Consider the following 21,797-nt stretch of genomic DNA (forward strand, 5'->3'; position numbering starts at 1 on the left):
TATTAACATGATATTGCTTACAGAGACAAGAACCAACGGAATAATTCTGAGATTCCTAAATCTATTGCTGTAAAGAATAACGCCATCACGATAACTGTTGAAACAACTACTACCGTATACTTCGTTAACTCTTTACTTTTCGGCCAACTTGTTTTGCGCATTTCCGAGCCGACTTCTTGTAGAAAGTTTGTTACTTTACTCATCTTTGCCTAACCTCCGAACAACGAATTAATCTATATTTCATTTATAACGTTTGTTTATGCATTGTATGCTCATTGCAATGAGAGCAAAATTTCTTCAGTTCTAAACGCTCGGTTGCCCCTTCTTTTTTCGGGACGTTGTAGTTTCTTGAACCGCATTTTTCACAACTTAAAACGACTTTCTTTGCCATGTTTATCACCTTTTCGGCAGTTTGTCCTTTAAAGACTAACACCTAAATTTCCCACTGTCAATAAAGGCTCGTGGTGTTTAAGTCATTTCTTTTAATTCAAGATGACGCTCCAATTTGCGCTTCACCCGCTGTAATGCATTATCGATGGATTTCACATGGCGGTCCAATTCTTCAGAAATTTCATTATAGGATTGTCCTTCCAAATAACGAACCAATACTTGCTGTTCGAGTTCGCTTAACACTTCGCCCATCTTCTCTTCCAAATAAAGATAATCTTCACGATTGATCATCAAATACTCAGGGTCGTCCGAAATCGGACTCGTAATAATATCCATCAACGTGCGCTCTGATTCTTCATCGTAAATTGGCTTATCTAAAGAAACATATGAATTTAGCGGAATATGCTTTTGTCTAGTAGCTGTTTTAATCGCCGTAATAATTTGCCGTGTAATGCAAAGTTCTGCAAAGGCACGGAATGACGCCAGCTTGTCCTCTTTAAAATCACGAATCGCCTTATATAAGCCAATCATTCCTTCTTGGATAATATCTTCTTTGTCCGCCCCAATTAAAAAATACGACCGTGCTTTTGCCTTAACAAACAATCGGTATTTTGAAATTAAAAAATCTAGCGCATCTGTATTGCCAAGATGCACTTGTTCTACAAGCTCTTCATCTGTCAAATGTTCAAAACGTAGTACCATTTGTAACTTCTCACTTTTAAGCAATGAAAATCACCTCAGTTACGCTAGAATAATTAGGAATAGTATAACTTAATTGGAAATTGCGGGCAATCTATTACTTGAGCCCTCTTCTCCATTTTTCAAATTGTAGTTCTACTTCTTTTGATAGCTTAATTCTTGAGGCCGGTTTTTCGTCGGTCGATTCTTTTACTTTGGATGAAATTTTAGACTGAATAATTTGCATTTCAATTTCAAGCTCACGTGCCGATTTTCTTAATGCACCATGACCAAATACAACATTTTGTTCAGTCATATCGGATGTTGCGACGTGTATTTGGATTTTTCGTCCTTTTAATTCGTTTGATAATTTTTCAATGCGCTCGTCCGCTGTTTCGTTTTTACGTGTATAAAGCACTTCCACAGCATGCTGAATATAAAGTTGCTCAGTGCCTGGCACAAGATGGGCGTCAAATACAACGATAACACGCCAGCCTGTATGTGCTTTATACTCCGCCATTCGTTCAATTAACCGATCACGTGCATCTTCAAAGTGAGGCTCACGTAACGGACGTAGCTCACTCCATGCACCGATCATGTTATAGCCGTCTACTAGCAATATGTTTTGCATGACCTCATCCGTTAGCTTCTTGTCGTTTGCGGTACACTTCATACATAAGTAATGCCGCTGCTACGGAAGCATTCAATGATGTTACATGACCAACCATTGGCAAGTGATATAAGAAGTCACATTTATCTTTCAAAAGACGGCTCATTCCCTTACCTTCACTACCAATAATTAATGCAAGCGGTAATGTTGCATCCATTTTACGATAATCTGCAGAACCTTTTGCATCTGTTCCGGCAATCCATACACCGCGTTCTTTTAGCTCATCCACCGTTTGGGCTAAATTGGTTACACGTACAACAGGTACATGCTCGATAGCACCTGTTGAAGCTTTAGCAACAACTGCTGTTAAACCGACTGCGCGACGCTTCGGAATAATGATACCATGTGCACCGATCGCATCTGCTGTACGCATAATCGAACCTAAGTTATGCGGATCTTCCAACTCGTCCAGTATTAAAAAGAACGGGTCTTCGCTTTTTGCCTTCGCTGCGGCAAATAGATCGTCCAATTCTGCATAGTCATATGCCGCGACTGATGCCACGATTCCCTGATGGTTTTCTGCAAGTTTATCGACTTTTTGCTTTGGTACAAACTGTACGAGGACACCTTGTTCTTTCGCTAAGTCCATTAGCTCCTGCACACCTGTTTTCTTAACGCCTTCAGCAATCCATAACTTATTGATTTCTCGGCCTGCGCGAAGTGCCTCAAGTACCGGATTTTTTCCTGCAATCATTTCTCCTGATAGCTCTTCCTGGGCAGATTGCGGCTTTTCTTGTTGCTTTTTCTCCTGAGTTTTAAAAGTATCTGCTTTTTTATCGCGACCTTTAAAATCTTTTGGTTTACGATTTTGCTGTCTTTTCTCTGCCATAGTTACACTCCTTTTGCCTGTTCGACAATTTCGATTGCGTAATCGATTATTTCATTTGCGCGATGATGTTCTTTGCTAAGGAATAAGAAGCCTAAAACCGCTTCAAATCCAGAGCTATTACGATATGTTCGGACATCTGTATTTTTCGGAACAGATCCTGATTTGGCATTGCGTCCTCTACGGAAAACAGCTTGCTCTTCTTCTGTTAAATAATTCTCATCAATCATGCGATGTACAATATTGGACTGGGACTTGGCCGAAACGTATTTCGTCGCTTCTTTATGCAATGTGTTAGGCTTTGCACGGCCCGACAATATTAAATGTTCCCGAATTCTTTGCTCAAGCACGGCGTCGCCCATATAAGCGAGCGCCAGTGCATTTAGCTGTATGACATCATGTGGTGTTAAATTTTGCATTTACTGACCTCGTTTCCAGCGTGTACCTTGACGAGTATCCTCAAGAACAATATCCATGCCCAGCAGTTGGTCGCGGATTTCATCTGAACGAGCAAAATCACGATCTTTACGGGCTTGGTTACGTTCCTCGATTAATGCCTCGATTTCTTCATCGAGTAATCCTGCTTCTACTTTTATATGAATACCTAGTACATTTCCAATTGTATCAAACATCGTTAAAATTGCCTGTAATACTTCTTTATCCGTATTGGCTTCGTTTAAATACACATTGGCGATATGGGAAAGTTCAAATAATGCTGAAACCGCATTTGCTGTATTAAAGTCATCGTTCATCGCATTTTCGAAATCAACTTTTATCTGACTGATTTTTTCAAGCCACTGCTCGCTGTTATCCCCTAAACTTGCCGAAGATGTTAGACGGTGCTCGACATTCGTATAGGATGTACGAATACGGTCCAAACCGCTTTTCGCTGCTTCCACTAAATCCTGAGCGAAGTTAATCGGGTTACGGTAATGAACTGACAGCATAAAGAAACGCAACACTTGCGGGTCGATTTGCTTGCGGATATCATTCACTAATATAAAGTTACCCAATGATTTCGACATTTTTTCATTATCAATATTAATATAGCCATTATGCATCCAATAACGCGCAAACGTTTTATCATTATGCGCTTCGGATTGGGCAATTTCGTTTTCGTGGTGAGGGAATGTTAAATCCTGTCCGCCTGCGTGAATATCGATTGTATCACCTAAGTGCTCACGTGCCATTACAGAACATTCAATATGCCATCCCGGACGTCCTTCTCCCCATGGTGATGCCCACTTAATTTCGCCTGCTTTTGCAGCTTTCCATAACGCGAAATCCAATGGGTCTTCTTTTTTCTCGCCCGCTTCAATACGCGCTCCAACTTTTAAATCATCAATTGATTGGTGACTTAACTTTCCGTAGCCATTAAATTTACGTGTACGGTAATAAACATCGCCTTGGGATTCATATGCATAGCCTTTGTCGATCAGCACTTTAATAAACGCGATAATATCATCCATATGCTCTGTTACACGAGGGTGCGCATCCGCCTTTTGGCATCCCAGTGCTGTAATATCTTCAAAATAAGCAGCAATAAAACGATTTGTTAATACAGAAGTTTCTTCGCCTAACTCATTCGCTGCTTTAATAATTTTGTCATCTACATCGGTAAAGTTCGAAACGAATTTCACTTCATAACCTGCATATTGTAAATAGCGGCGTACTGTATCATAGACGATTACCGGGCGGGAATTTCCAATATGAATGTAATTGTATACAGTTGGTCCGCATACATACATTTTTACTTTACCTTCCTCCAACGGAATAAATGGTTCTTTTTGTCTTGTCAACGAATTGAAAATTTGAATCGTCATATTGCCTCTCCTTTTTCATTGTACTCTTTAAATATTCATTGGGTTAATTTGTAATTTAAATAAAAAACGCCTCCATCACCTCAAGAAGGTGACAGAGACGCTAGATGCGCGGTTCCACTCTGGTTGAAAAAGTATCCATACTTTTTCCGCTTAAAGTCCTGTAACGTGGACAAATCGATTTAACCTACTTCAAGTTCAGTTAAATACTCAAAGGTGCATTTCAGCTTTGCCTTAACCTGGATCACTTTCAGCCGGTGGTGATCCTCTCTAATAAGGGGTGCGCAGCGTACTTCTCCTTCTCAACGTGCTATCATTATGGAATTTACATTCATTTTACATCTATTTTCAGAAAAATCAATCATTATATCCATTCAAAGAATTCTGTAGTTATTTCCAAATTCTCAAAAATGAATTACTCTGCAAATTTTTCAACACGAGCAATTGTTTTTTCCTTGCCGATTAAAGCGATGGCATTCGGCAATTCCGGACCATGTGTTTGACCAGTTGTCACAACGCGGATTGGCATAAACAGATTCTTACCTTTTACGCCTGTTTCTTTTTGCACAGCTTTAATCGCTGCTTTAATTGAAGCGGCATCAAAAGATTCTAAAGCCTCTAATTGAGTTTTAAATGAAGCCATAACAGCCGGCACAGTTTCACCAGTTAACACTTCATTTGCTTCTTCATCATATGCAATTTCTTCTGTGAAAAATAGGCTCGATAATTCTACGATTTCTGCCCCGAAGCTCATTTGCTCATGGTAAAGTGCGATTAAATCAGAAGCCCATGCATGTTGCTCTTCCGATAGCTCTTCTGGAAGTAAACCTGCTTTTTGTAAATGTGGCAATGCTAAAGCAACTACCTCTTCATGAGACATTTTTTTAATATATTGGTTGTTCATCCATGTTAATTTTGTTTTATCGAACATTGATGGTGATTTTGACAAGCGTTTTTCATCAAACAGCTTTACAAATTCGTCATGTGAGAAGATTTCTTCTTCTCCCTCAGGTGACCAGCCAAGTAATGCAAAGAAGTTAAACATCGCTTCCGGTAAGTAGCCTAGGTCCTTGTATTGTGTAACGAACTGGATGATTGACTCATCACGTTTTGATAATTTTTTACGATCTTCATTTACGATTAATGTCATATGACCATATTGCGGATATTCCCATCCGAATGCGTCAAAAATCATCATTTGTTTTGGAGTATTTGATAAATGCTCTTCCCCACGGAATACATGTGTAATTTCCATGAAGTGGTCATCCAGCACTACCGCATAATTGTAAGTTGGGATACCGTTTGCTTTTACAAGTACCCAGTCGCCGATATCTTTTGATTCGAACGATACTTCACCGCGAACTAAGTCAGTGAACTGATACGTAACATTTTCAGGAACACGCATACGAATTGTGTGCGGGATACCAGCAGCTTCTTTTTCAGCAACTTCCTCGGCTGTTAAATGACGGCATTTCCCATCATATGCAGGTGCAGCAACACCTTGTGCTTTTTGTTTTTCGCGTGATGCTTCAAGCTCTTCTGAAGTACAGAAACATTTATAAGCTTGTCCGTTTTCCAGCATTTTTTCTGCATGCTCTTTATAAATATCAAGACGCTCCATTTGACGGTAAGGTGCATATGGACCTCCGATATCAATCGACTCATCCGGCATAATGCCTAACCAGCGTAAGTTATCAAGTTGAGAAGCTTCTCCACCCTCTACATTACGTTCAATATCTGTATCTTCAATACGTACTACAAAAGTACCGTTGTGATGTTTTGCATATAAATAGTTGAATAAAGCTGTACGTGCGCCACCGATATGTAAAAATCCTGTTGGCGATGGTGCATAACGAACGCGAACTGTTTTCGTCATAAAATTTGCCTCCTAATTTTAGCGTTAAAACGCTCGACCTTTTTCGCATATAAAAAAGTTTACTTTTATATGTATATGAACGGACATTATATTGTCCAATATCGGCACAATAGATGTCTTTTAAACTTTAACCATTCTACCACTGTAAGTTATTAAATTAAAGTAGCGTGTGTCGATTTTTGACACACGCCCTCATTTTTAAGCTTTTACTAAAAGAATCGTTGCCATTGCTGCAATTCCTTCTTCACGGCCAACAAAACCTAACTTCTCCGTTGTTGTCGCTTTTACATTTACTTGCGAAGGTTCCGCATTCAGTAATTGTGCGATACGGTTTTGCATTTGTGAGATATATGGAGCCATTTTCGGACGCTGTGCCATAATTGTACAATCCACATTGCCTAATTTATATCCACGTTCTTCTACCATCTTCCAAATATATTCAAGTAACTTCGCTGAATCTGCATCTTTCCACTCCGGATCTGTATCAGGGAAGTGACGGCCAATATCCCCTTCTCCAATTGCACCTAATGCCGCGTCTGTCACTGTATGTAAAAGTACATCGGCATCCGAATGACCTACTAAGCCGCGCTCATGCGGTATTGTAATACCACCTAAAATTAATGGACGTCCTTCTGCAAATTCATGAACGTCAAATCCTTGTCCAATTCGAAACATATCGTTGCTAGCCTACAAAGTAAACTAGCCTTCACCTTCTTTCTGCTAATCTCATTATCATTAGTATAATCAACTTGTCCGGAAAAAGCCTCGCAAACCTATTTTCTTTTCAAGGTATCTTCTATTTTCGTTGTTTTAAAATAGCTTCCCCAAAAATCAGATCTTCCTGCGTTGTCATTTTTACATTTTCATAACTGCATTCCACGATATGAATATCATGTCCTAAACGTTCCACAAGCATTGCTTCATCCGTTCCTAAAAAATCTGCCTTTTCGGCTTCGTCTTCAGCTTCTGCCAATAAATCGTAACGGAACGCTTGCGGTGTTTGAACCATCCATAAAGAATCGCGGTCAACAGTTTCTTTAATTAGGCCGTTATGGACGACCTTCATTGTATCCTTTGCACGAACCCCTGCAATAGCCGCTCCTTTTTCATAAGCGACTTTTGCAAGTTCGGCAATCTTTGAAATCGTAATAAAAGGTCTTGCAGCGTCATGAACAAGGACAACATCCACTGCACTCATTTCTTTAATGCATGCATGCACTGAGTGTTGGCGTTCCTCACCACCTGTAGGCATACCTTTTACTTTTGCAATATTATACTTTTTGATGAGCGACTGGATAAATGGACGTTCCTCATCTTTTACGGCAAGCCAAATACCCGTACAGTTTTCATCTTGTTCAAAAACAAGAAGTGTATGAACTAAAATCGGTTTATCCGCTAAGTTTAAAAATAATTTATTTTGCCCGGCACCCATGCGCTTTCCGCTTCCTGCTGCCGGTAAAACAACTTCATAACGCAAAATGCTTCACATCCTAATCCTCTTTTGGCTTGGCAAAAATCATTCGCCCTGCCGACGTTTGAAGTACGCTCGTTACCGTAACAGTAATCGCCTGGCCAATATAGCTTCGGCCACCTTCTACTACAATCATTGTTCCGTCATCTAAATAGGCGACACCTTGATTGTGTTCTTTCCCGTCTTTAATGACAACGACTTGCATATCTTCACCCGGAATAACGACCGGTTTCACCGCATTTGCCAAATCATTAATATTCAATACTTGTACACGGTGCAGTTCACAAACTTTATTTAAGTTGAAATCATTCGTCAATATTTGAGCACTCATGTTTTTTGCTAAGCGAACCAGCTTTAAGTCCACTTCGGACACATCATCAAAATCAACTTCCGTAATAAGTACCTTCGAAGCACGTTCGTCCTGAAGACGTTTTAAAATATCGAGACCTCTGCGACCACGCGTACGCTTCAATGTATCAGATGAATCCGCAATATGCTGGAGTTCTGTTAATACAAACTGAGGTACGACTAAAATCCCTTCAACAAAACCTGTTGTTGAAATATCGGCAATACGCCCATCAATGATGACACTCGTATCAAGTAATTTATACTGCTCCTGAACTTCCTTGACAGATCCGTCACTTTGACGCTTTTTCGTGGATTTCCCGGAAAAGATCTGCAATAGCTCATCCCGTTTACTGAAACCTAACCGGAAACCGAGATAGCCCAGAACAATGGATAAAATAGCAGGAACAACAGCGGTAATAACGGGAATGTTCATTTGATTGATTGCGACCCCGACCAATGTTGCTACACATAGTCCTACGATTAAACCGAGTGTACCAAACAGTAAATCTGCTGCAGGCAATTTGAATAATACTTCCTCTAACCAAGTAATTAATTTTACAAAGTAATCAGATAATGCAAACGATAAAACGAATAATAAAGCAGCACCTATCGCAACACTGAAGTATGGATTATTAAGCCAAGGATTGGATGATAAGTTCATGAATGCATATAAGGGCGGTAAGAAAATAAGGCCTAATGCTCCACCGATAAATAAAAATGCTACTTGAATTATTTTCTTCAACATTTGTTTCACCTCCAGTTAATAATTATACATCTAAAGTTTCATTCATGCGAAGTCCAGGTACCAAAAGCAAGGGCAAATAATCAACAAAATGCAATTACATTCCAATATTAGGATTTTACCCATTTTTTAAGTTTATTCCCTATTTTTTTTAGTTAAATTTACGCGATATTAATTCAAAAATGACATACTTCATTCTAAATTCCCACTACCAGTAGTTTAGTTAAATTAATGCATATACTATTTTAGTATAATAGAAAAATTAAACTTAGAAGAGGAGAATACGTTTTGAATACTGCAAAAGAAGTAAAAATTTCTACTGCTGACCCGTCTGCAATTGGTTTGTTCGGTTTGGCGATTGTAACATTTGTTGCTTCCACTCAAAAATTAGGCTGGACAGATGGCTTAGGTTTGGTTATTCCTTGGGCAATATTTTTAGGAGGTATTGCACAATTTTATGCATCAGTATTAGATTCAAAGCATAATAATACATTCGGTACGACAGCATTCGGCGCATATGGTTTGTTCTGGATGGGTGTAGGCATGAGCTGGTTCGTTCAAGCCGGTGTATTTGGTGCAACATTACAGGCGTCTGCTGATACAACTCAGCTCGGTGTTGTGTATTTAGGTTATTTAATCTTTACCCTATTTATGACGATTGGTGCAGCTGAAACAAATAAAGTTCTATTCGCCATCTTCGTAATGATCGACTTCTTATTTATCGGCCTGGCATTAAGCTCATTTGGAATTATGGAGCACGGCATGCATTTACTTGCAGCCTACTCTGAGTTAATCATTGCTCTGTTATCACTTTACGGTGCGGGTGCTAATGTATTGAACAAGCATTTCGGCTTCAACTTCCTGCCGATTGGAAAGCCTTTTGGCATTTTCACAAGAGAAGCATTTTTAAAGAAGGAAAAAACAGTAAAAGCATAAAGAAAAAAGGCATGAAAAGTATTTTCACTTTTCATGCCTTTTTTGAACATATTACCAAAAATATATTCTCTATAAATTTTGGAAAGATTCCCGCAGTGCATCACTGATTGTTTCGACGCCAACGACTTGAATGTCCGGCGGGAATTCCCACCCACCAATATTAGAAGCTGGAATAAAGGCGCGTTTAAATCCTAACTTTGCTGCTTCCTGTACACGCTGTTCAATTCTCGAAACGCGGCGTACTTCACCAGTTAACCCTACTTCCCCGATAAAGCAGTCTGTCGGACGTACTGTCTGGTCTTTAAAGCTTGAAACAATACTTGTTAATACAGCTAAATCAATTGCCGGCTCATCCAATTTCACGCCACCCGCAACTTTAATATACGCATCCTGTGCCTGAAGCATCATGCCCATGCGTTTTTCCAATACCGCCATTAAAAGCTGGACACGGTTTTGATCAACCCCTGTTGCCATACGCTTCGGATAATTGAAACTCGTTGGTGTAACAAGAGACTGGATTTCTACCAAAATCGGACGTGTCCCTTCCATCGATGCAACGATCGTTGAGCCAGGGGCACCTTGCGAGCGTTCCTGTAAAAACAGCTCAGAGGGATTCAATACTTCCTTTAACCCTCCATGAAGCATTTCAAAAATCGCAATTTCATTTGTAGAACCAAAACGGTTTTTCTGACTTCGTAAAATTCGGTGGTTATGGTGGCGTTCCCCTTCAAAGTAAAGCACCGTGTCTACCATATGTTCTAAAATACGCGGTCCGGCAATCTGACCTTCTTTTGTAACATGACCAACAAGGAAGATAGCAATATTTTTAGTTTTTGCAATGCGCATCAGTTCCGCTGTACATTCACGTACTTGCGACACACTGCCCGGTGCACTTGTTATTTCCGGGTGGTGTACCGTTTGAATCGAATCGACAATAACAAATTTCGGTTGTACTTCATCAATTGTCTGATTTAAAAACTCCAGATTCGTTTCCGAGTAAATATAAAGCTCCGGCGTATGTACACCTAAACGTTCAGCACGCAGCTTCGTCTGACGTACAGATTCTTCACCGGAAATATATAAAACACGTTTTCCCTGATTGGAAAGAAGCGCTGATACTTGCAGTAATAAAGTCGATTTCCCGATACCTGGATCACCGCCTATCAATACAAGTGAACCTGGTACGATACCGCCTCCGAGTACACGGTTGAACTCATTCATTTCTGTGGCGATACGTGTTTCTTCCTGTACCTCCACATGAATAATAGGTGTTGCCTTTGTAGCTGTTGTAGAATGCTGGAACGCACCACGCGGACCTTTTGTGATGACTTCGACTTCTTCATTCATCGTATTCCATTCACCACAGCCAGGACAGCGCCCCATCCATTTTGCCGCCTCATAGCCACAGCTGCTGCACATAAATTTAGACTTCTTTTTTGCCATTTTGCTAGCTCCTTCGAATGTGTGTTCCTATAATTGTACACGAAACAAAATCGAATACCCACTAATCTGCCGCAAAATTCTTTTTCGGTTAGCGTTTCCTACAAAAATAATTTTGGTTTAGCGAGAATTCTCCGATTCCTAACGACGATAGTATAAAAAACAGACGAAGCAGGAATTACCCGCCTCGTCTGTTTTATTAATTCGTTGCTACTTTTTCTTGTGTTCGTACGATAAACTCATCATCTGCATAATCAAGTACGACTGTTTGCGTCTTATCCAATGTACCTTTTAAAAGTTCTTCGGATAAGCGGTCTTCTACATGTTTTTGTAATGCACGGCGCAATGGACGCGCACCATATTGCGGATCATAGCCTTCTTCCGAAATTTTAACAAGCGCTGCATCCGTAAGCTGCAGTTCGATATCCTGCTCTTTTAGACGCTTCGTTAAAGAGTTCGCCATTAATGATACGATTTCTTTTAAGTGATCCTTTTCTAATGAATGGAACACGATCATTTCATCAATACGGTTTAAGAACTCTGGGCGGAACGCTTTTTTCAGTTCTTCCAGCATTGTGCTCTTCATGTCTTTATCTTTCGATGCATTTAGACCAGCACTGAATCCTACATGCTTGCGATATTTCAGTGCATCTGCCCCAACATTCGATGTCATAATGACAACTGTATTGCGGAAATCGACAACACGACCTTTTGAATCAGTTAAGCGGCCGTCTTCCAGCACTTGTAATAAGATGTTGAACACATCCGGATGCGCCTTTTCGATTTCATCCAACAGTACAACCGAATATGGTTTACGACGGACTTTCTCTGTTAATTGGCCTCCATCTTCAAATCCTACATAGCCCGGAGGCGAACCGACTAAACGAGAAGTCGAATGTTTCTCCATATACTCTGACATATCTACACGGATCATCGCATCTTCATCACCGAACATTACTTCAGCAAGTGCTCGCGCAAGTTCTGTTTTACCGACACCTGTAGGACCAAGGAAGATAAATGAACCGATTGGACGTTTTGGATCTTTTAAGCCTGCACGTGCACGGCGGATTGCACGGGAAATTGCCTCTACCGCTTCACCTTGACCAACCACGCGTTTGTGTAACTCTTCCTCAAGGTTTAATAACTTCGCAGATTCTGCCTGTGCGATTTTTGAAACCGGAATTCCCGTCCACATCGCTACCACTTGCGCGATGTCGTCAACATATACTGTAGACTCTTCTTTGCCTTGTTTTTCTTTCCACTCTTTTTTCAGTTGTTCAAGCTCTTGTTTCAGCTTCTGCTCTGTATCACGCAATGCAGCAGCTTTTTCAAATTCCTGTCCTGAAACTGCGGCATTCTTTTCAGACTTAATGCCTTCCAATTTATCTTCCAACTCTTTTAAATTAGGTGGAACAGTATAAGAGCGTAAGCGCACTTTCGAACCAGCTTCATCAATTAAGTCAATTGCCTTATCCGGTAAGAAACGATCTGAAATGTAGCGATCTGATAATTTGGCAGCTGCTTCTACCGCTTCATCCGAAATTTTCACACGGTGATGTGCTTCATAGCGGTCACGTAAACCATTAATGATTTGGATTGTTTCTTCAACAGATGGCTCATCAACTTGGATTGGTTGAAAACGACGCTCTAATGCCGCGTCCTTTTCGATATATTTGCGGTACTCATCCAATGTTGTTGCACCGATACATTGCAGTTCGCCACGAGCCAATGATGGTTTTAAAATATTCGATGCATCAATTGCACCTTCCGCGCCACCTGCACCGATCAATGTATGAAGCTCATCGATGAATAAAATAATATTGCCAGCCTGGCGAATTTCATCCATTACTTTTTTCAGACGGTCTTCAAATTCCCCACGATATTTAGTACCTGCAACAACTGTACCCATATCAAGCGTCATTACACGTTTATCGCGCAGTGTTTCCGGAACTTCATTATTGATAATTTGCTGTGCCAATCCTTCTGCAATAGCTGTTTTACCGACACCTGGTTCCCCGATTAATACCGGATTGTTTTTTGTACGGCGTGACAGTACTTCTACAACACGTGTAATTTCTTTTGAGCGGCCGATAACCGGGTCAAGTGAACCTTCACGCGCTACCGCTGTTAAATCGCGGGCTAAACTATCAAGTGTTGGTGTATTTACTGTTTGCGTCATGCTGGAGTTACCGCTATTGTTAGAATCATTATTGCCTAATAACAGTAAAACTTGCTGGCGTGCTTTATTGATGCTTACACCTGTATTCGCCAATACGCGGGCAGCAACCCCTTCACCTTCACGAATTAAAGCTAATAAAATATGCTCTGTTCCGACATATGCATGCCCTAATTTACGTGATTCATCCAATGAAAGTTCGATTACCTTTTTAGCACGTGGTGTGTAATGTACGATTGGACCTACATCTTCAGTACCTTTTCCAACGAGTTCCTCAATGCCAGTTTCAATCATTTGAGGGCTAATATTAATTGCTTCTAAAGCTTTAGCGGCAATTCCGCCACCTTCACGAATTAAGCCAAGTAAAATATGTTCAGTTCCGATTTCTTTATGCTTAAGACGAATTGCCTCTTCCTGAGCAAGTTGTAATACCTTCTGAGCACGTTGTGTGAATCGATTAAACATCATAGAAAATCCTCTCCTTTTTCCCCATTGTTTGTAGCTTCATCTTGCTCGTTTAACTTTTCTTGCAACAGCTTCGCACGATACATATCGCGTTCTGCCGGTTGTAACGTAGTACCAATATATTGCTGAATGAGTCCAGGTTGCATAATAAGCATGCACTCATTTAGTTTACGCTGTGAAATTGCTTCTAATAATCCTAAACTTACCCCAAGACGCACATTTGATAAACAGCTAGCCGCTTCTTCACTCGTTAAAATTTTTGCGTACTTCAATGTACCAAGTGAACGGCTTAAGCGGTCTTCCAACACCGAGGGAGCACGCATCAATAAATTTTTACGTGCAAGCTCTTCCTTTTTGATTACTTGCTCCACAACTTCCTGCAGCTCCTGTAAAATCGTTTCTTCTGATTTACCTAATGTGATCTGGTTTGATATTTGATAAATATTCCCTAAATTTTCACTGCCTTCCCCATATATACCCCTCACAACCATTCCTAATCTTGTCATCATCTGAATTAATGGATTCATCTGTTTCATCATTGTGAGTGCTGGTAAATGGAGCATGACAGAAGCTCGAAGTCCTGTTCCGACATTTGTTGGGCAACTTGTCAAATAACCATAGCGGTCTTCATATGCATACGCGATTGACTTACTTAAGTAGCGGTCAATATTACGAGCCTTATCAAATGCTTCTTTTAAATTCATCCCTTGCGTAAGACTCTGTATGCGAATATGATCCTCTTCATTTACTAATATGCTAATGGATTCATCTTTTGTTAAAAAAAATGATCCAATTTTTTTTCTTCTTGCCAAATTCGGGCTGATCAAATGCTTCTCCACTAAAATTTGGCGTTGTAAAACCGGCATATCTTTTATTTGGAAATAGGAAAACTGATACGGATTATCATATGAAGACAATAATGACTGCATCATTTTTTCTTCGATTAATTGGGCTTCCTGTTCTGTAAAACTAATCGGAAATCGAGTATTGGCAATATTACGAGCAAGCCGAATGCGTGTGCTAATGACGATATCTGAATCGCTTTCGTGCTGCATCCAGCTGGGACTGGCATTCGTTAAAAAATGCTCGATGTTCATGCGTTCCCCTCACCTTCCTGTCTTATTTTACTTTCCAATTCCCTTACTTCATCACGTATGGAAGCTGCATCTTCAAATCGCTCTTCCGCAATTGCTTGCTGCAGTGATGTTCGGAGCTCTTGGATTTGTTGTTCTACCTTTTCCTTTGAAGGTCCTTCTTCCATATACCCTACATGCTGAGTACCTGCCTGAAGACGTTCAAGCAGCTGTGGTAATTGCTCGCTAAATGTTTCGTAACATTGACCGCATCCGAATTTGCCTTGCTTTAAAAACTGTCGGTACGTAAACCCGCAGGAAGGACAGGATTTTGGGCTGTTTGTATTAGTTGTCGTGCTTTCTTTCTTTGCATTCACAGGTACAAAATTGAACCAATTTGAAATAAGCTGCTGAAGAGATGCAGGCTCTTCATTTACGTCAAATTGAAATGGATGAAATTGAGTGGCACATACTTCACAGTAGTGACGCTCTACTTTTTGACCATTGTGAACTTGAGTAACGGTAACATTGGCGTGACGCTGTTTACAATGCTCACATATCATAATAATCCACCTCTACTTTTCAAAAGAAATCGTTTGTAGCATTGCGTGCATAATGCGTGCTCTTAGTTGATCACGCAGCGGCAAAGCTACCTGTAATGTGACACGATCTAAAGCGGCCTTCATAATGCTTGCTTCTCGTTCTGTAATGATATCCTCATCCAATAAACGGAAAATAATACGCTCAGCATTAGTCTGGGCAATGGCGTTACCTATTTGTGTTTCCATTTCGTCAAGTAAATTTTTCTTCGAGTGGATTGTTACACGCAAAATCCGAATATAACCGCCACCACCCCGCTTACTCTCTACATAGTAGCCATGCTCGGTCGTGAAACGCGTATTGATAACGTAATTGATTTGAGAAGGGGCACAGGCAAATTGCTTTGCCAATTCATTTCGTTTTATTTCAATAAGTCCCTGTCCCTCTAATTCAATAACTTCCTTCAAATACCCTTCAATTATGTCAGATATATTCCTCATGCTGTCTCTCACCTCTCATCAACTGACTTTGACTATCTTTGACTTAAATATACAATATTTATTTTTTGAAATGCAACTAATCACTCTTGTTTTAGGTTTCCCTATTTTTACATTAATAAATCCCTTTTTATGTAAAAAAGCGATAAGGTGTTTTTAAACAAACCTTACCGCTTTTATGAACTTTGCCAGAATGAGGGTAAATTATACCCAGCGTCCGACAATTGGATAATTCCAGTGCTGATCCGATAATGCTTTTACAATACCGATGACCGGGGCAATCCAGAAGATGAGTAAAAATACTAATAGGAATGGTAAACCTATTAACAATACAGAAAGGACTCCTGCTATCGCTATTAAAATTCCGAATACGACCTGGAATAGTAATGCTTGGATTGCTGTACGCTTCACTTCATCTTCAGAACTTATTAAGAAAAACAGAATCGGTACAAGGAACGGTGCAAAGAATGCACTGGCATGAATGATGATTTTCGACCATTTAGATTCCATTTGTTATCAACCTCACTTTAGTTTATTAGCTTATTTACGGATAATATTCATAAAAGTTTCATAGAGAGGACAAAAAATCCCGAATTTTTATTTCGAGATTCTTGTGATGTCTAAATTTAATCAATATGGGCCTCTATCTTTCGGGTTGTCCCCTTCTTGAGGAAATAAAAAGTAGGAAATAACCGCGGTTAAGATGGTTGCTCCAATAACTATTAAAATCCGATCGCGGTCACCTACTTCTGCATAATTGTTTACGAGCATAATATACGATGCGATTGCCACCCCAAGCGACAATGGTAAAACAAATTTCAAACGCCCTTTATGAAACTTCATCATTACAACGCCTTTCATTATTTACTGCATCCATTTTAATAGTTATATACCTCAAATACAAATTAATGTAAATTTTTAATCTTTATAGAAATATTAATGATTTAATCCGATATAAACAGTAAAATAGTATTATTTAATAATACATGAATCGAGGAAGAACATGGGTATTCTGTTTTCAAGAGCAACAAAAGTTTCAAACAAGCCTTATTTTGATATTGCAAATTATGCACAGCAAGTAAATCTGGATGTATCAAACTATCCTAACTTACATAAACAGCTTCAATTGCTAAAATTGACGAAAGAGGATTTAGCCGTAATTAAACAGCTAGAACCTTTTGCTCAACAAGTTGTTCCAGTTATGGTGGAAAAGTTTTATGGTGCAATCAGCTTAAGTTCGGAGCTTGTAGATATTATAGGAAGTTCAGCTCGAATGGAGCGTCTTAAAGGTACACTAACAAGGCATTTAGAAGCAATGTTCAACTGTAATATCGATTCACGTTATATTGAAGAACGACAAACGATTGCGCATGTCCATGTCAAAATCGGCCTGCAATCAAAGTGGTATATTGCATCATTTCAATCGCTAATGACAACGTTTATCGACTTTATCAGTAAAATTGAAATGCCGAATGAAGAGATGGCTAAAGCAATTAATGCTTTTTCAAAACTAATCAACTTCGAGCAGCAGCTTGTGATTGAAGCATATGAAAAAGAAGAGCAGCGCATTCGTACTGAAAGTTTGGAAATGAAATACCGAATCGTAGAGCGAATTCAACATACTGCACAAGAGTTAACGCATATTAGTGATCAGACAAATGCCTCATTACAGGAAATTGCGAGTCAATCTGAAGAAATTGCTTCCAACACAAAACAAGGATTAAATTTAGTCGCGGAAACCGAAAATAAATCAACGACAGGTACTACATATTTAGTTAACCAGACAGCAATTATGACAAACATTTTAGACCGTGTGGACATACTTGAGTCATCAATGGTTAAACTGCGTCAATCATCTAAAAAAATTGCTGAAATTGTAGGATTAGTAACAGGGATTGCCGATCAGACAAACTTGCTTGCATTAAATGCATCTATTGAAGCAGCACGTGCAGGTGAACATGGGAAAGGATTTGCCGTTGTAGCTGATGAAGTCCGAAAGCTTGCTGAGGAAACTAAAAATGCGGTACAAAACGTTTCTCATTTAATTAAAGAAACAGAACTTAGCATTTCACAAATGTCCGATTCTGTTTCAAGTGTTGATGAGCAGGTAAAAATGAGCGTGGATACACAAAAAAGCTTGGCAGATTCTTTTACATCCATAACGGAAGCAGTACATGGAATTAAAACGCAATATGAAAACACGAATGAGGACATTCATGCCATTTCTTCTGTTATTACCGGTTTGACACATACAACAAATGATGTCATGACATCATCCGATTCACTGCTCCACATTGTTCAGGAACTGCATGATTAATTTCGCTTAAATACTAAAGGGATATCAAATGGCATTTTGCATTTGATATCCCTTTTTTTATGCACGGCGCTTTTTTGATAATGCTCGCTTTTGTTTTCGATGTTCCTGACGAATTGGGCCTGTTTCAAATAAATGACGTTCGAAATCCGTCTCCGGTTCAACACCCGGTACTTCTTTCGGCTTGCCGTTTTCGTCAATCGCTACCATCGTTACGAATGATTCCGTCGTCAGTTTCTTTGCACCTGTTTTAATATTTCTTGATACAACTCGTACATATACTTCCATCGAAGTACGACCTGTTCCAGATACAACAGCTTCCAACTCAATCATATCGCCTGCATAGGCAGAGGAAACGAAGTCTACTGAGTCAAAAGAAGCAGTAACGACTTCACCTTGACAATGTTTCATTGCTGCAATCGCAGCAATTTCATCAATATATGCTAACACTTTCCCTCCAAATATCGACTGATGATGATTTGTATCAGGAGGCAGTACTAATCGTGTTTGGATAGATTTTGAAAAGCTCATTGGCAGAGTATTTTTCATAATCTTCCTCCTTTCTAGACTACACTCCATGTTACTATTCGGAAGATGGAAGTGCTAGTACAAACTATTCATAATTCAACTTCATCGTAATAAATTTTAAATCGGTCATTTCTTCCACTGCATACTTAATGCCTTCTTTACCGTAGCCGCTCATTTTGACGCCCCCATACGGCATATTGTCTACACGGAATGTCGGAATATCGTTAATGATTACCGCGCCTGCTTCAATCTCTTCAGCGGCTTTCATCGCATCTGTTAATACATTTGTGTAAATACCCGCATTTAACGCAAGCTCCGATTCATTTACAAAAGCAATTGCTTCGTCCAGCGTATCATATGGCACAATGGATACAATCGGTGCAAAAGTCTCTTGGCAAACAATTTTCATATCGGGCTTCACATTCGTCATGACAGTTGGGGAGCAAGTACGCTCTGTAAATTCAGCTCCCGTTGCAACCGTTGCACCTTGCTGTTTCGCCTCTTCAATCCAGTTTTTTATACGGCTAACTTCATCCGGATGAATCATTGCACTCACATCCGTTTTTTCATCATGCGGATCCCCTACAATCAATTTCTTAGTCTCTTCAACAAATAATTTTGTAAATGCGTCATAAATTGAAGTATGAACATAAATACGTTGCAATGAAATACATACTTGTCCGGCAAATCCAAAAGCGCCGCCAACACCACGCTTCATAATTTTTTCAAGCGGTGTTGAAGGTTCTACAATGAGTGCCGCATTTGAACCAAGCTCTAATGTAATTTTTCGCAAGCCGATTTTTTCTTTAATTTTTAGGCCTACCGCACCACTACCTGTAAATGTCACTTTTTTTACAAGTGGATGTGTGACAAGTGTTTCGCTCAATTCCCCACCACTGCCAGTTACAATTTGTAATGCGCCATCCGGTAAACCTGCTTCTTTGAAAATTTCAGCCATTACAAGTGCACTTAACGGGGTTTGGGATGCAGGCTTTAATACAACTGTATTCCCTACAGCAAAGGCTGGACCTAATTTATGGGCTACGAGATTAAATGGAAAATTAAACGGTGTAATCGCAGAAACTACGCCTAATGGAACTCGTTTTGTATAACCGATACGGTCTTTTACACCTGGTGCTGCATCCATCGGAATCGTTTCGCCTGTACTTTGTTTTGCCGCTTCTGCTGCAAATTGATAAGTCGCAATCGTACGGTCTATTTCGGCAATACCTGCTGATATCGGTTTTGCCGCTTCATCCGCCAATATTTTTGCAAGTTCTTGTTTACGTTCCCGCATGATCGTCACAACTTTGTATAAAATTTCCGCACGTTCATACGCAGTCGTTTTTTTGAATGACTGGAATGTTTGATGTGCGCCTTCAATTGCACGCTCCACGTCCGCTGCTGTCGCTTTTGCTACATTTGCAAGGACTTCTCCCGTATAAGGTGCTGTTAACTCAGTCGTTTCATTCGTACTTTCCCATTGGCCATTAATCCATAATTTTGTCTGTTTCATTTAATTCACTCCTCACTATTGTTTACCCAAACTAAAAAAATATATCGAGAATATCGAATGCTAATAAAAATGGAATATCACCTATATAATCGCTCATCGCAAGAGCCTGCATAAATAATAAACTATCGTTGAAATCGGATAACATATCATTTTCGATGAAACTTTTCAGCACATACTGGGCAGCGGTCATTAAAGCATACGCCTGCATATCCATAAACATCGGAAGCTTGACGAGTGACCGTTCCATTTCTACAATTTCACCGACAACTTCTGATGTAGCTCCCGCTAAAGCTAGCAAAGCTAGATATGGATAAAACCTTTTCTTCACTTTCACGCCATTATTGATAAATGACTGCTTCATCGCAACTACATAATCAACCAATACAGGCTGAAATTCCTCATCATACAATGGCAATAGCTGTGTCATTGCCTGTAGGGCATCTCCATTTTTAAACCCTTTACCGTGTAAAGCATCATAGTATTTCCGCATTGTTTCAGCGAGTTTAACCGGGTCACTTTGCTTCTTCATCAGTAAAACTGCATATGGGATATCATCTTTACCCGTCAGGAAGAAATGATACCTTTTCATTTCATCATGTAAGATTTTTGCTTTTTTTGCATGTGCTTCATCCATTAAAAATAGGGCTGCAATTCGTTGATAGCCACTGCTTTTAAACCCTGCATTCAATAGCGCCTTTTCATTTAATCTTACTCGCTGAAGCTCCTGTTCAGGCTGCGGATGCAATACGAAATGGGCTAACATTTTATACGTTAAAACCGATTTATTCGACGGCGTAGAGAAAAACTCGAGGAAGGATTGCTTGGACTTTTGACTATGTATATCTTTTACTTTTTTCTCAAATAAAGGGCCATTAAATGTTTCACGTGAAAATGTAAATTGGACAGCTAACGGTATTCGGGCATTGCTTTGAACATCCGCTCCGAAAAATAGCTCCATCCGCTCATTATTGTTTTTAAGTAATTGTATAAAGGCTGTTTGATCCATCAGTTCACACTCCTACTTATAATTATACGCCTAAATTTTTGAAGTGAAAAAATTTTGCCTTTCCCCATAACAAAAAGAGAATGCTGTTTGTCGAACCAGCATTCCCTTTTTCAACGTTATACTTGAAGCTCATCAAGCTCTTCTTTTGTGAAGGCCCTTGATCTAGATAAAAAGCGCTTCCCTTCGACGCCTTCCAACGAAAACATTCCACCACGTCCATCGACGACATCAATAATAATCTGTGTATGCTTCCAATAATCATATTGGTTTTTGTGCATATAAAACGGACTTCCGCCAATATGACCAAGCAATATATCCTGGTTGCCGATAATTAAATCGCCATCAGGATAACACATTGGGGACGAACCATCACAGCAGCCTCCGGATTGATGGAACATAACCGGTCCGTGGCGTTCTTTCAACTTCTCGATTAATTGCAGTGCTGCATCGGTTGCTATAACACGTTCAACCAAATTTTGCACCCC

Annotated in this window: 24 protein-coding genes and 1 other annotated feature; of the genes, 2 read left to right on the forward strand and 22 right to left on the reverse strand. The window is 39.8% G+C overall.

Going from position 1 to position 21,797, the window contains the following annotated elements; all coding sequences use genetic code 11:
• Positions 1 to 17: 17 nt before the first annotated feature.
• From secE to AC6CH1_RS16710, 11 genes are all read right to left on the reverse strand, one after another.
• Positions 18 to 203, reverse strand: coding sequence for a preprotein translocase subunit SecE (gene secE, locus AC6CH1_RS16660; protein ID WP_008407002.1), 186 nt, complete (start codon positions 201 to 203; stop codon positions 18 to 20).
• Positions 204 to 244: 41 nt separating this feature from the next.
• Complete coding sequence (gene rpmG, locus AC6CH1_RS16665; RefSeq protein WP_079523505.1) at positions 245 to 391, reverse strand: 50S ribosomal protein L33; 147 nt, start codon at positions 389 to 391, stop codon at positions 245 to 247.
• Positions 392 to 468: 77 nt separating this feature from the next.
• Positions 469 to 1,092: an RNA polymerase sporulation sigma factor SigH gene (gene sigH, locus AC6CH1_RS16670; RefSeq protein WP_169797433.1), complete on the reverse strand. Its 624-nt coding sequence runs from the start codon at positions 1,090 to 1,092 to the stop codon at positions 469 to 471.
• 94 nt (positions 1,093 to 1,186) lie between these two features.
• A complete protein-coding gene (locus AC6CH1_RS16675; protein ID WP_008407006.1) occupies positions 1,187 to 1,699 on the reverse strand; it encodes an NYN domain-containing protein in 513 nt (170 codons plus the stop codon).
• 4 nt (positions 1,700 to 1,703) lie between these two features.
• Positions 1,704 to 2,432: a 23S rRNA (guanosine(2251)-2'-O)-methyltransferase RlmB gene (gene rlmB, locus AC6CH1_RS16680; RefSeq protein WP_251691065.1), complete on the reverse strand. Its 729-nt coding sequence runs from the start codon at positions 2,430 to 2,432 to the stop codon at positions 1,704 to 1,706.
• 137 nt (positions 2,433 to 2,569) lie between these two features.
• Positions 2,570 to 2,983 carry a Mini-ribonuclease 3 gene (locus AC6CH1_RS16685; RefSeq protein ID WP_251690896.1) on the reverse strand — a complete coding sequence of 138 codons (414 nt, stop codon included), beginning with the start codon at positions 2,981 to 2,983 and terminating at the stop codon, positions 2,570 to 2,572.
• Entirely contained in the window at positions 2,984 to 4,387 is a 1,404-nt protein-coding gene (cysS, locus tag AC6CH1_RS16690) for a cysteine--tRNA ligase (RefSeq protein WP_251690899.1), read from the reverse strand.
• A gap of 90 nt (positions 4,388 to 4,477) precedes the next feature.
• Positions 4,478 to 4,699, reverse strand: a binding site (T-box leader).
• A 100-nt stretch (positions 4,700 to 4,799) separates the two neighbouring features.
• Positions 4,800 to 6,260 carry a glutamate--tRNA ligase gene (gene gltX, locus AC6CH1_RS16695; RefSeq protein ID WP_251690901.1) on the reverse strand — a complete coding sequence of 487 codons (1,461 nt, stop codon included), beginning with the start codon at positions 6,258 to 6,260 and terminating at the stop codon, positions 4,800 to 4,802.
• A 198-nt stretch (positions 6,261 to 6,458) separates the two neighbouring features.
• On the reverse strand, positions 6,459 to 6,935 hold the full coding sequence (ispF, locus tag AC6CH1_RS16700) for a 2-C-methyl-D-erythritol 2,4-cyclodiphosphate synthase (protein ID WP_251690903.1): 477 nt from the start codon (positions 6,933 to 6,935) through the stop codon (positions 6,459 to 6,461).
• 121 nt (positions 6,936 to 7,056) lie between these two features.
• A complete protein-coding gene (gene ispD, locus AC6CH1_RS16705) occupies positions 7,057 to 7,737 on the reverse strand; it encodes a 2-C-methyl-D-erythritol 4-phosphate cytidylyltransferase (protein ID WP_251690905.1) in 681 nt (226 codons plus the stop codon).
• A 13-nt stretch (positions 7,738 to 7,750) separates the two neighbouring features.
• On the reverse strand, positions 7,751 to 8,824 hold the full coding sequence (locus tag AC6CH1_RS16710) for a PIN/TRAM domain-containing protein (protein ID WP_251690907.1): 1,074 nt from the start codon (positions 8,822 to 8,824) through the stop codon (positions 7,751 to 7,753).
• 285 nt (positions 8,825 to 9,109) lie between these two features.
• Between AC6CH1_RS16710 and AC6CH1_RS16715 the strand changes: the two genes are divergently transcribed.
• Positions 9,110 to 9,757: an acetate uptake transporter gene (locus AC6CH1_RS16715; RefSeq protein WP_413079654.1), complete on the forward strand. Its 648-nt coding sequence runs from the start codon at positions 9,110 to 9,112 to the stop codon at positions 9,755 to 9,757.
• A 69-nt stretch (positions 9,758 to 9,826) separates the two neighbouring features.
• On the opposite strand, the gene radA is transcribed toward AC6CH1_RS16715, so the two are convergent.
• The 7 genes from radA to AC6CH1_RS16750 all read right to left on the reverse strand — a co-directional run bounded on the left by radA (position 9,827) and on the right by AC6CH1_RS16750 (position 16,809).
• The gene (gene radA, locus AC6CH1_RS16720; protein WP_251690911.1) at positions 9,827 to 11,200 is read right to left on the reverse strand and encodes a DNA repair protein RadA; all 1,374 of its coding nucleotides are present in this window, start codon (positions 11,198 to 11,200) and stop codon (positions 9,827 to 9,829) included.
• Between the two features lie 196 nt (positions 11,201 to 11,396).
• The gene (locus tag AC6CH1_RS16725) at positions 11,397 to 13,841 is read right to left on the reverse strand and encodes an ATP-dependent Clp protease ATP-binding subunit (protein WP_251690913.1); all 2,445 of its coding nucleotides are present in this window, start codon (positions 13,839 to 13,841) and stop codon (positions 11,397 to 11,399) included.
• Positions 13,838 to 14,935 carry a protein-arginine kinase McsB gene (gene mcsB, locus AC6CH1_RS16730; protein WP_251690915.1) on the reverse strand — a complete coding sequence of 366 codons (1,098 nt, stop codon included), beginning with the start codon at positions 14,933 to 14,935 and terminating at the stop codon, positions 13,838 to 13,840. Before mcsB ends, AC6CH1_RS16725 begins: the two co-directional genes overlap by 4 nt.
• Positions 14,932 to 15,474 carry a UvrB/UvrC motif-containing protein gene (locus AC6CH1_RS16735; RefSeq protein ID WP_251690918.1) on the reverse strand — a complete coding sequence of 181 codons (543 nt, stop codon included), beginning with the start codon at positions 15,472 to 15,474 and terminating at the stop codon, positions 14,932 to 14,934. The genes mcsB and AC6CH1_RS16735 overlap by 4 nt, the downstream gene beginning before the upstream one ends.
• Positions 15,475 to 15,486: 12 nt before the next feature.
• Complete coding sequence (locus AC6CH1_RS16740; protein ID WP_251690919.1) at positions 15,487 to 15,951, reverse strand: CtsR family transcriptional regulator; 465 nt, start codon at positions 15,949 to 15,951, stop codon at positions 15,487 to 15,489.
• 201 nt (positions 15,952 to 16,152) lie between these two features.
• Positions 16,153 to 16,458 carry a DUF4870 domain-containing protein gene (locus tag AC6CH1_RS16745; RefSeq protein ID WP_079523518.1) on the reverse strand — a complete coding sequence of 102 codons (306 nt, stop codon included), beginning with the start codon at positions 16,456 to 16,458 and terminating at the stop codon, positions 16,153 to 16,155.
• Positions 16,459 to 16,578: 120 nt separating this feature from the next.
• On the reverse strand, positions 16,579 to 16,809 hold the full coding sequence (locus AC6CH1_RS16750; protein ID WP_251690922.1) for an acyltransferase: 231 nt from the start codon (positions 16,807 to 16,809) through the stop codon (positions 16,579 to 16,581).
• 142 nt (positions 16,810 to 16,951) lie between these two features.
• Here AC6CH1_RS16750 and AC6CH1_RS16755 point away from each other — a divergent pair, with 142 nt between their 5' ends.
• Positions 16,952 to 18,265 (forward strand): globin-coupled sensor protein, encoded by a 1,314-nt coding sequence (locus AC6CH1_RS16755; protein WP_251690924.1) that lies wholly within the window; start codon positions 16,952 to 16,954, stop codon positions 18,263 to 18,265.
• A gap of 57 nt (positions 18,266 to 18,322) precedes the next feature.
• Here AC6CH1_RS16755 and AC6CH1_RS16760 read toward each other — a convergent pair whose 3' ends face one another.
• The 4 genes from AC6CH1_RS16760 to AC6CH1_RS16775 all read right to left on the reverse strand — a co-directional run bounded on the left by AC6CH1_RS16760 (position 18,323) and on the right by AC6CH1_RS16775 (position 21,785).
• On the reverse strand, positions 18,323 to 18,811 hold the full coding sequence (locus tag AC6CH1_RS16760; protein ID WP_008407032.1) for an acyl-CoA thioesterase: 489 nt from the start codon (positions 18,809 to 18,811) through the stop codon (positions 18,323 to 18,325).
• Positions 18,812 to 18,875: 64 nt separating this feature from the next.
• Positions 18,876 to 20,306, reverse strand: a complete 1,431-nt coding sequence (locus AC6CH1_RS16765; protein ID WP_251690926.1) for an aldehyde dehydrogenase family protein — start codon at positions 20,304 to 20,306, stop codon at positions 18,876 to 18,878.
• Between the two features lie 31 nt (positions 20,307 to 20,337).
• Positions 20,338 to 21,312, reverse strand: coding sequence for a DUF4003 family protein (locus tag AC6CH1_RS16770; protein ID WP_251690928.1), 975 nt, complete (start codon positions 21,310 to 21,312; stop codon positions 20,338 to 20,340).
• 116 nt (positions 21,313 to 21,428) lie between these two features.
• Positions 21,429 to 21,785: a DUF779 domain-containing protein gene (locus AC6CH1_RS16775; protein WP_079523523.1), complete on the reverse strand. Its 357-nt coding sequence runs from the start codon at positions 21,783 to 21,785 to the stop codon at positions 21,429 to 21,431.
• Positions 21,786 to 21,797 lie beyond the last annotated feature (12 nt).

This window comes from Solibacillus sp. GQ1 (assembly GCF_059758555.1).

Excerpts from the sequence above, each read along its gene's own strand:
- AC6CH1_RS16740 (WP_251690919.1), bottom strand. The coding sequence starts at position 15,951 with ATGAGGAATATATCTGACATAATTGAAGGGTATTTGAAGGAAGTTATT.
- rlmB (WP_251691065.1), bottom strand. The coding sequence starts at position 2,432 with ATGATTGCAGGAAAAAATCCGGTACTTGAGGCACTTCGCGCAGGCCGA.
- AC6CH1_RS16760 (WP_008407032.1), bottom strand. The coding sequence starts at position 18,811 with ATGAAAAATACTCTGCCAATGAGCTTTTCAAAATCTATCCAAACACGA.
- secE (WP_008407002.1), bottom strand. The coding sequence starts at position 203 with ATGAGTAAAGTAACAAACTTTCTACAAGAAGTCGGCTCGGAAATGCGC.
- AC6CH1_RS16735 (WP_251690918.1), bottom strand. The coding sequence starts at position 15,474 with ATGATATGTGAGCATTGTAAACAGCGTCACGCCAATGTTACCGTTACT.
- AC6CH1_RS16750 (WP_251690922.1), bottom strand. The coding sequence starts at position 16,809 with ATGAAAGGCGTTGTAATGATGAAGTTTCATAAAGGGCGTTTGAAATTT.
- ispF (WP_251690903.1), bottom strand. The coding sequence starts at position 6,935 with ATGTTTCGAATTGGACAAGGATTTGACGTTCATGAATTTGCAGAAGGA.
- mcsB (WP_251690915.1), bottom strand. The coding sequence starts at position 14,935 with ATGAACATCGAGCATTTTTTAACGAATGCCAGTCCCAGCTGGATGCAG.
- rpmG (WP_079523505.1), bottom strand. The coding sequence starts at position 391 with ATGGCAAAGAAAGTCGTTTTAAGTTGTGAAAAATGCGGTTCAAGAAAC.
- AC6CH1_RS16675 (WP_008407006.1), bottom strand. The coding sequence starts at position 1,699 with ATGCAAAACATATTGCTAGTAGACGGCTATAACATGATCGGTGCATGG.
- radA (WP_251690911.1), bottom strand. The coding sequence starts at position 11,200 with ATGGCAAAAAAGAAGTCTAAATTTATGTGCAGCAGCTGTGGCTATGAG.
- AC6CH1_RS16745 (WP_079523518.1), bottom strand. The coding sequence starts at position 16,458 with ATGGAATCTAAATGGTCGAAAATCATCATTCATGCCAGTGCATTCTTT.
- gltX (WP_251690901.1), bottom strand. The coding sequence starts at position 6,260 with ATGACGAAAACAGTTCGCGTTCGTTATGCACCATCGCCAACAGGATTT.
- AC6CH1_RS16710 (WP_251690907.1), bottom strand. The coding sequence starts at position 8,824 with ATGTTGAAGAAAATAATTCAAGTAGCATTTTTATTTATCGGTGGAGCA.
- AC6CH1_RS16770 (WP_251690928.1), bottom strand. The coding sequence starts at position 21,312 with ATGGATCAAACAGCCTTTATACAATTACTTAAAAACAATAATGAGCGG.
- AC6CH1_RS16755 (WP_251690924.1), top strand. The coding sequence starts at position 16,952 with ATGGGTATTCTGTTTTCAAGAGCAACAAAAGTTTCAAACAAGCCTTAT.
- AC6CH1_RS16685 (WP_251690896.1), bottom strand. The coding sequence starts at position 2,983 with ATGCAAAATTTAACACCACATGATGTCATACAGCTAAATGCACTGGCG.
- sigH (WP_169797433.1), bottom strand. The coding sequence starts at position 1,092 with ATGGTACTACGTTTTGAACATTTGACAGATGAAGAGCTTGTAGAACAA.
- AC6CH1_RS16765 (WP_251690926.1), bottom strand. The coding sequence starts at position 20,306 with ATGAAACAGACAAAATTATGGATTAATGGCCAATGGGAAAGTACGAAT.
- AC6CH1_RS16725 (WP_251690913.1), bottom strand. The coding sequence starts at position 13,841 with ATGATGTTTAATCGATTCACACAACGTGCTCAGAAGGTATTACAACTT.
- cysS (WP_251690899.1), bottom strand. The coding sequence starts at position 4,387 with ATGACGATTCAAATTTTCAATTCGTTGACAAGACAAAAAGAACCATTT.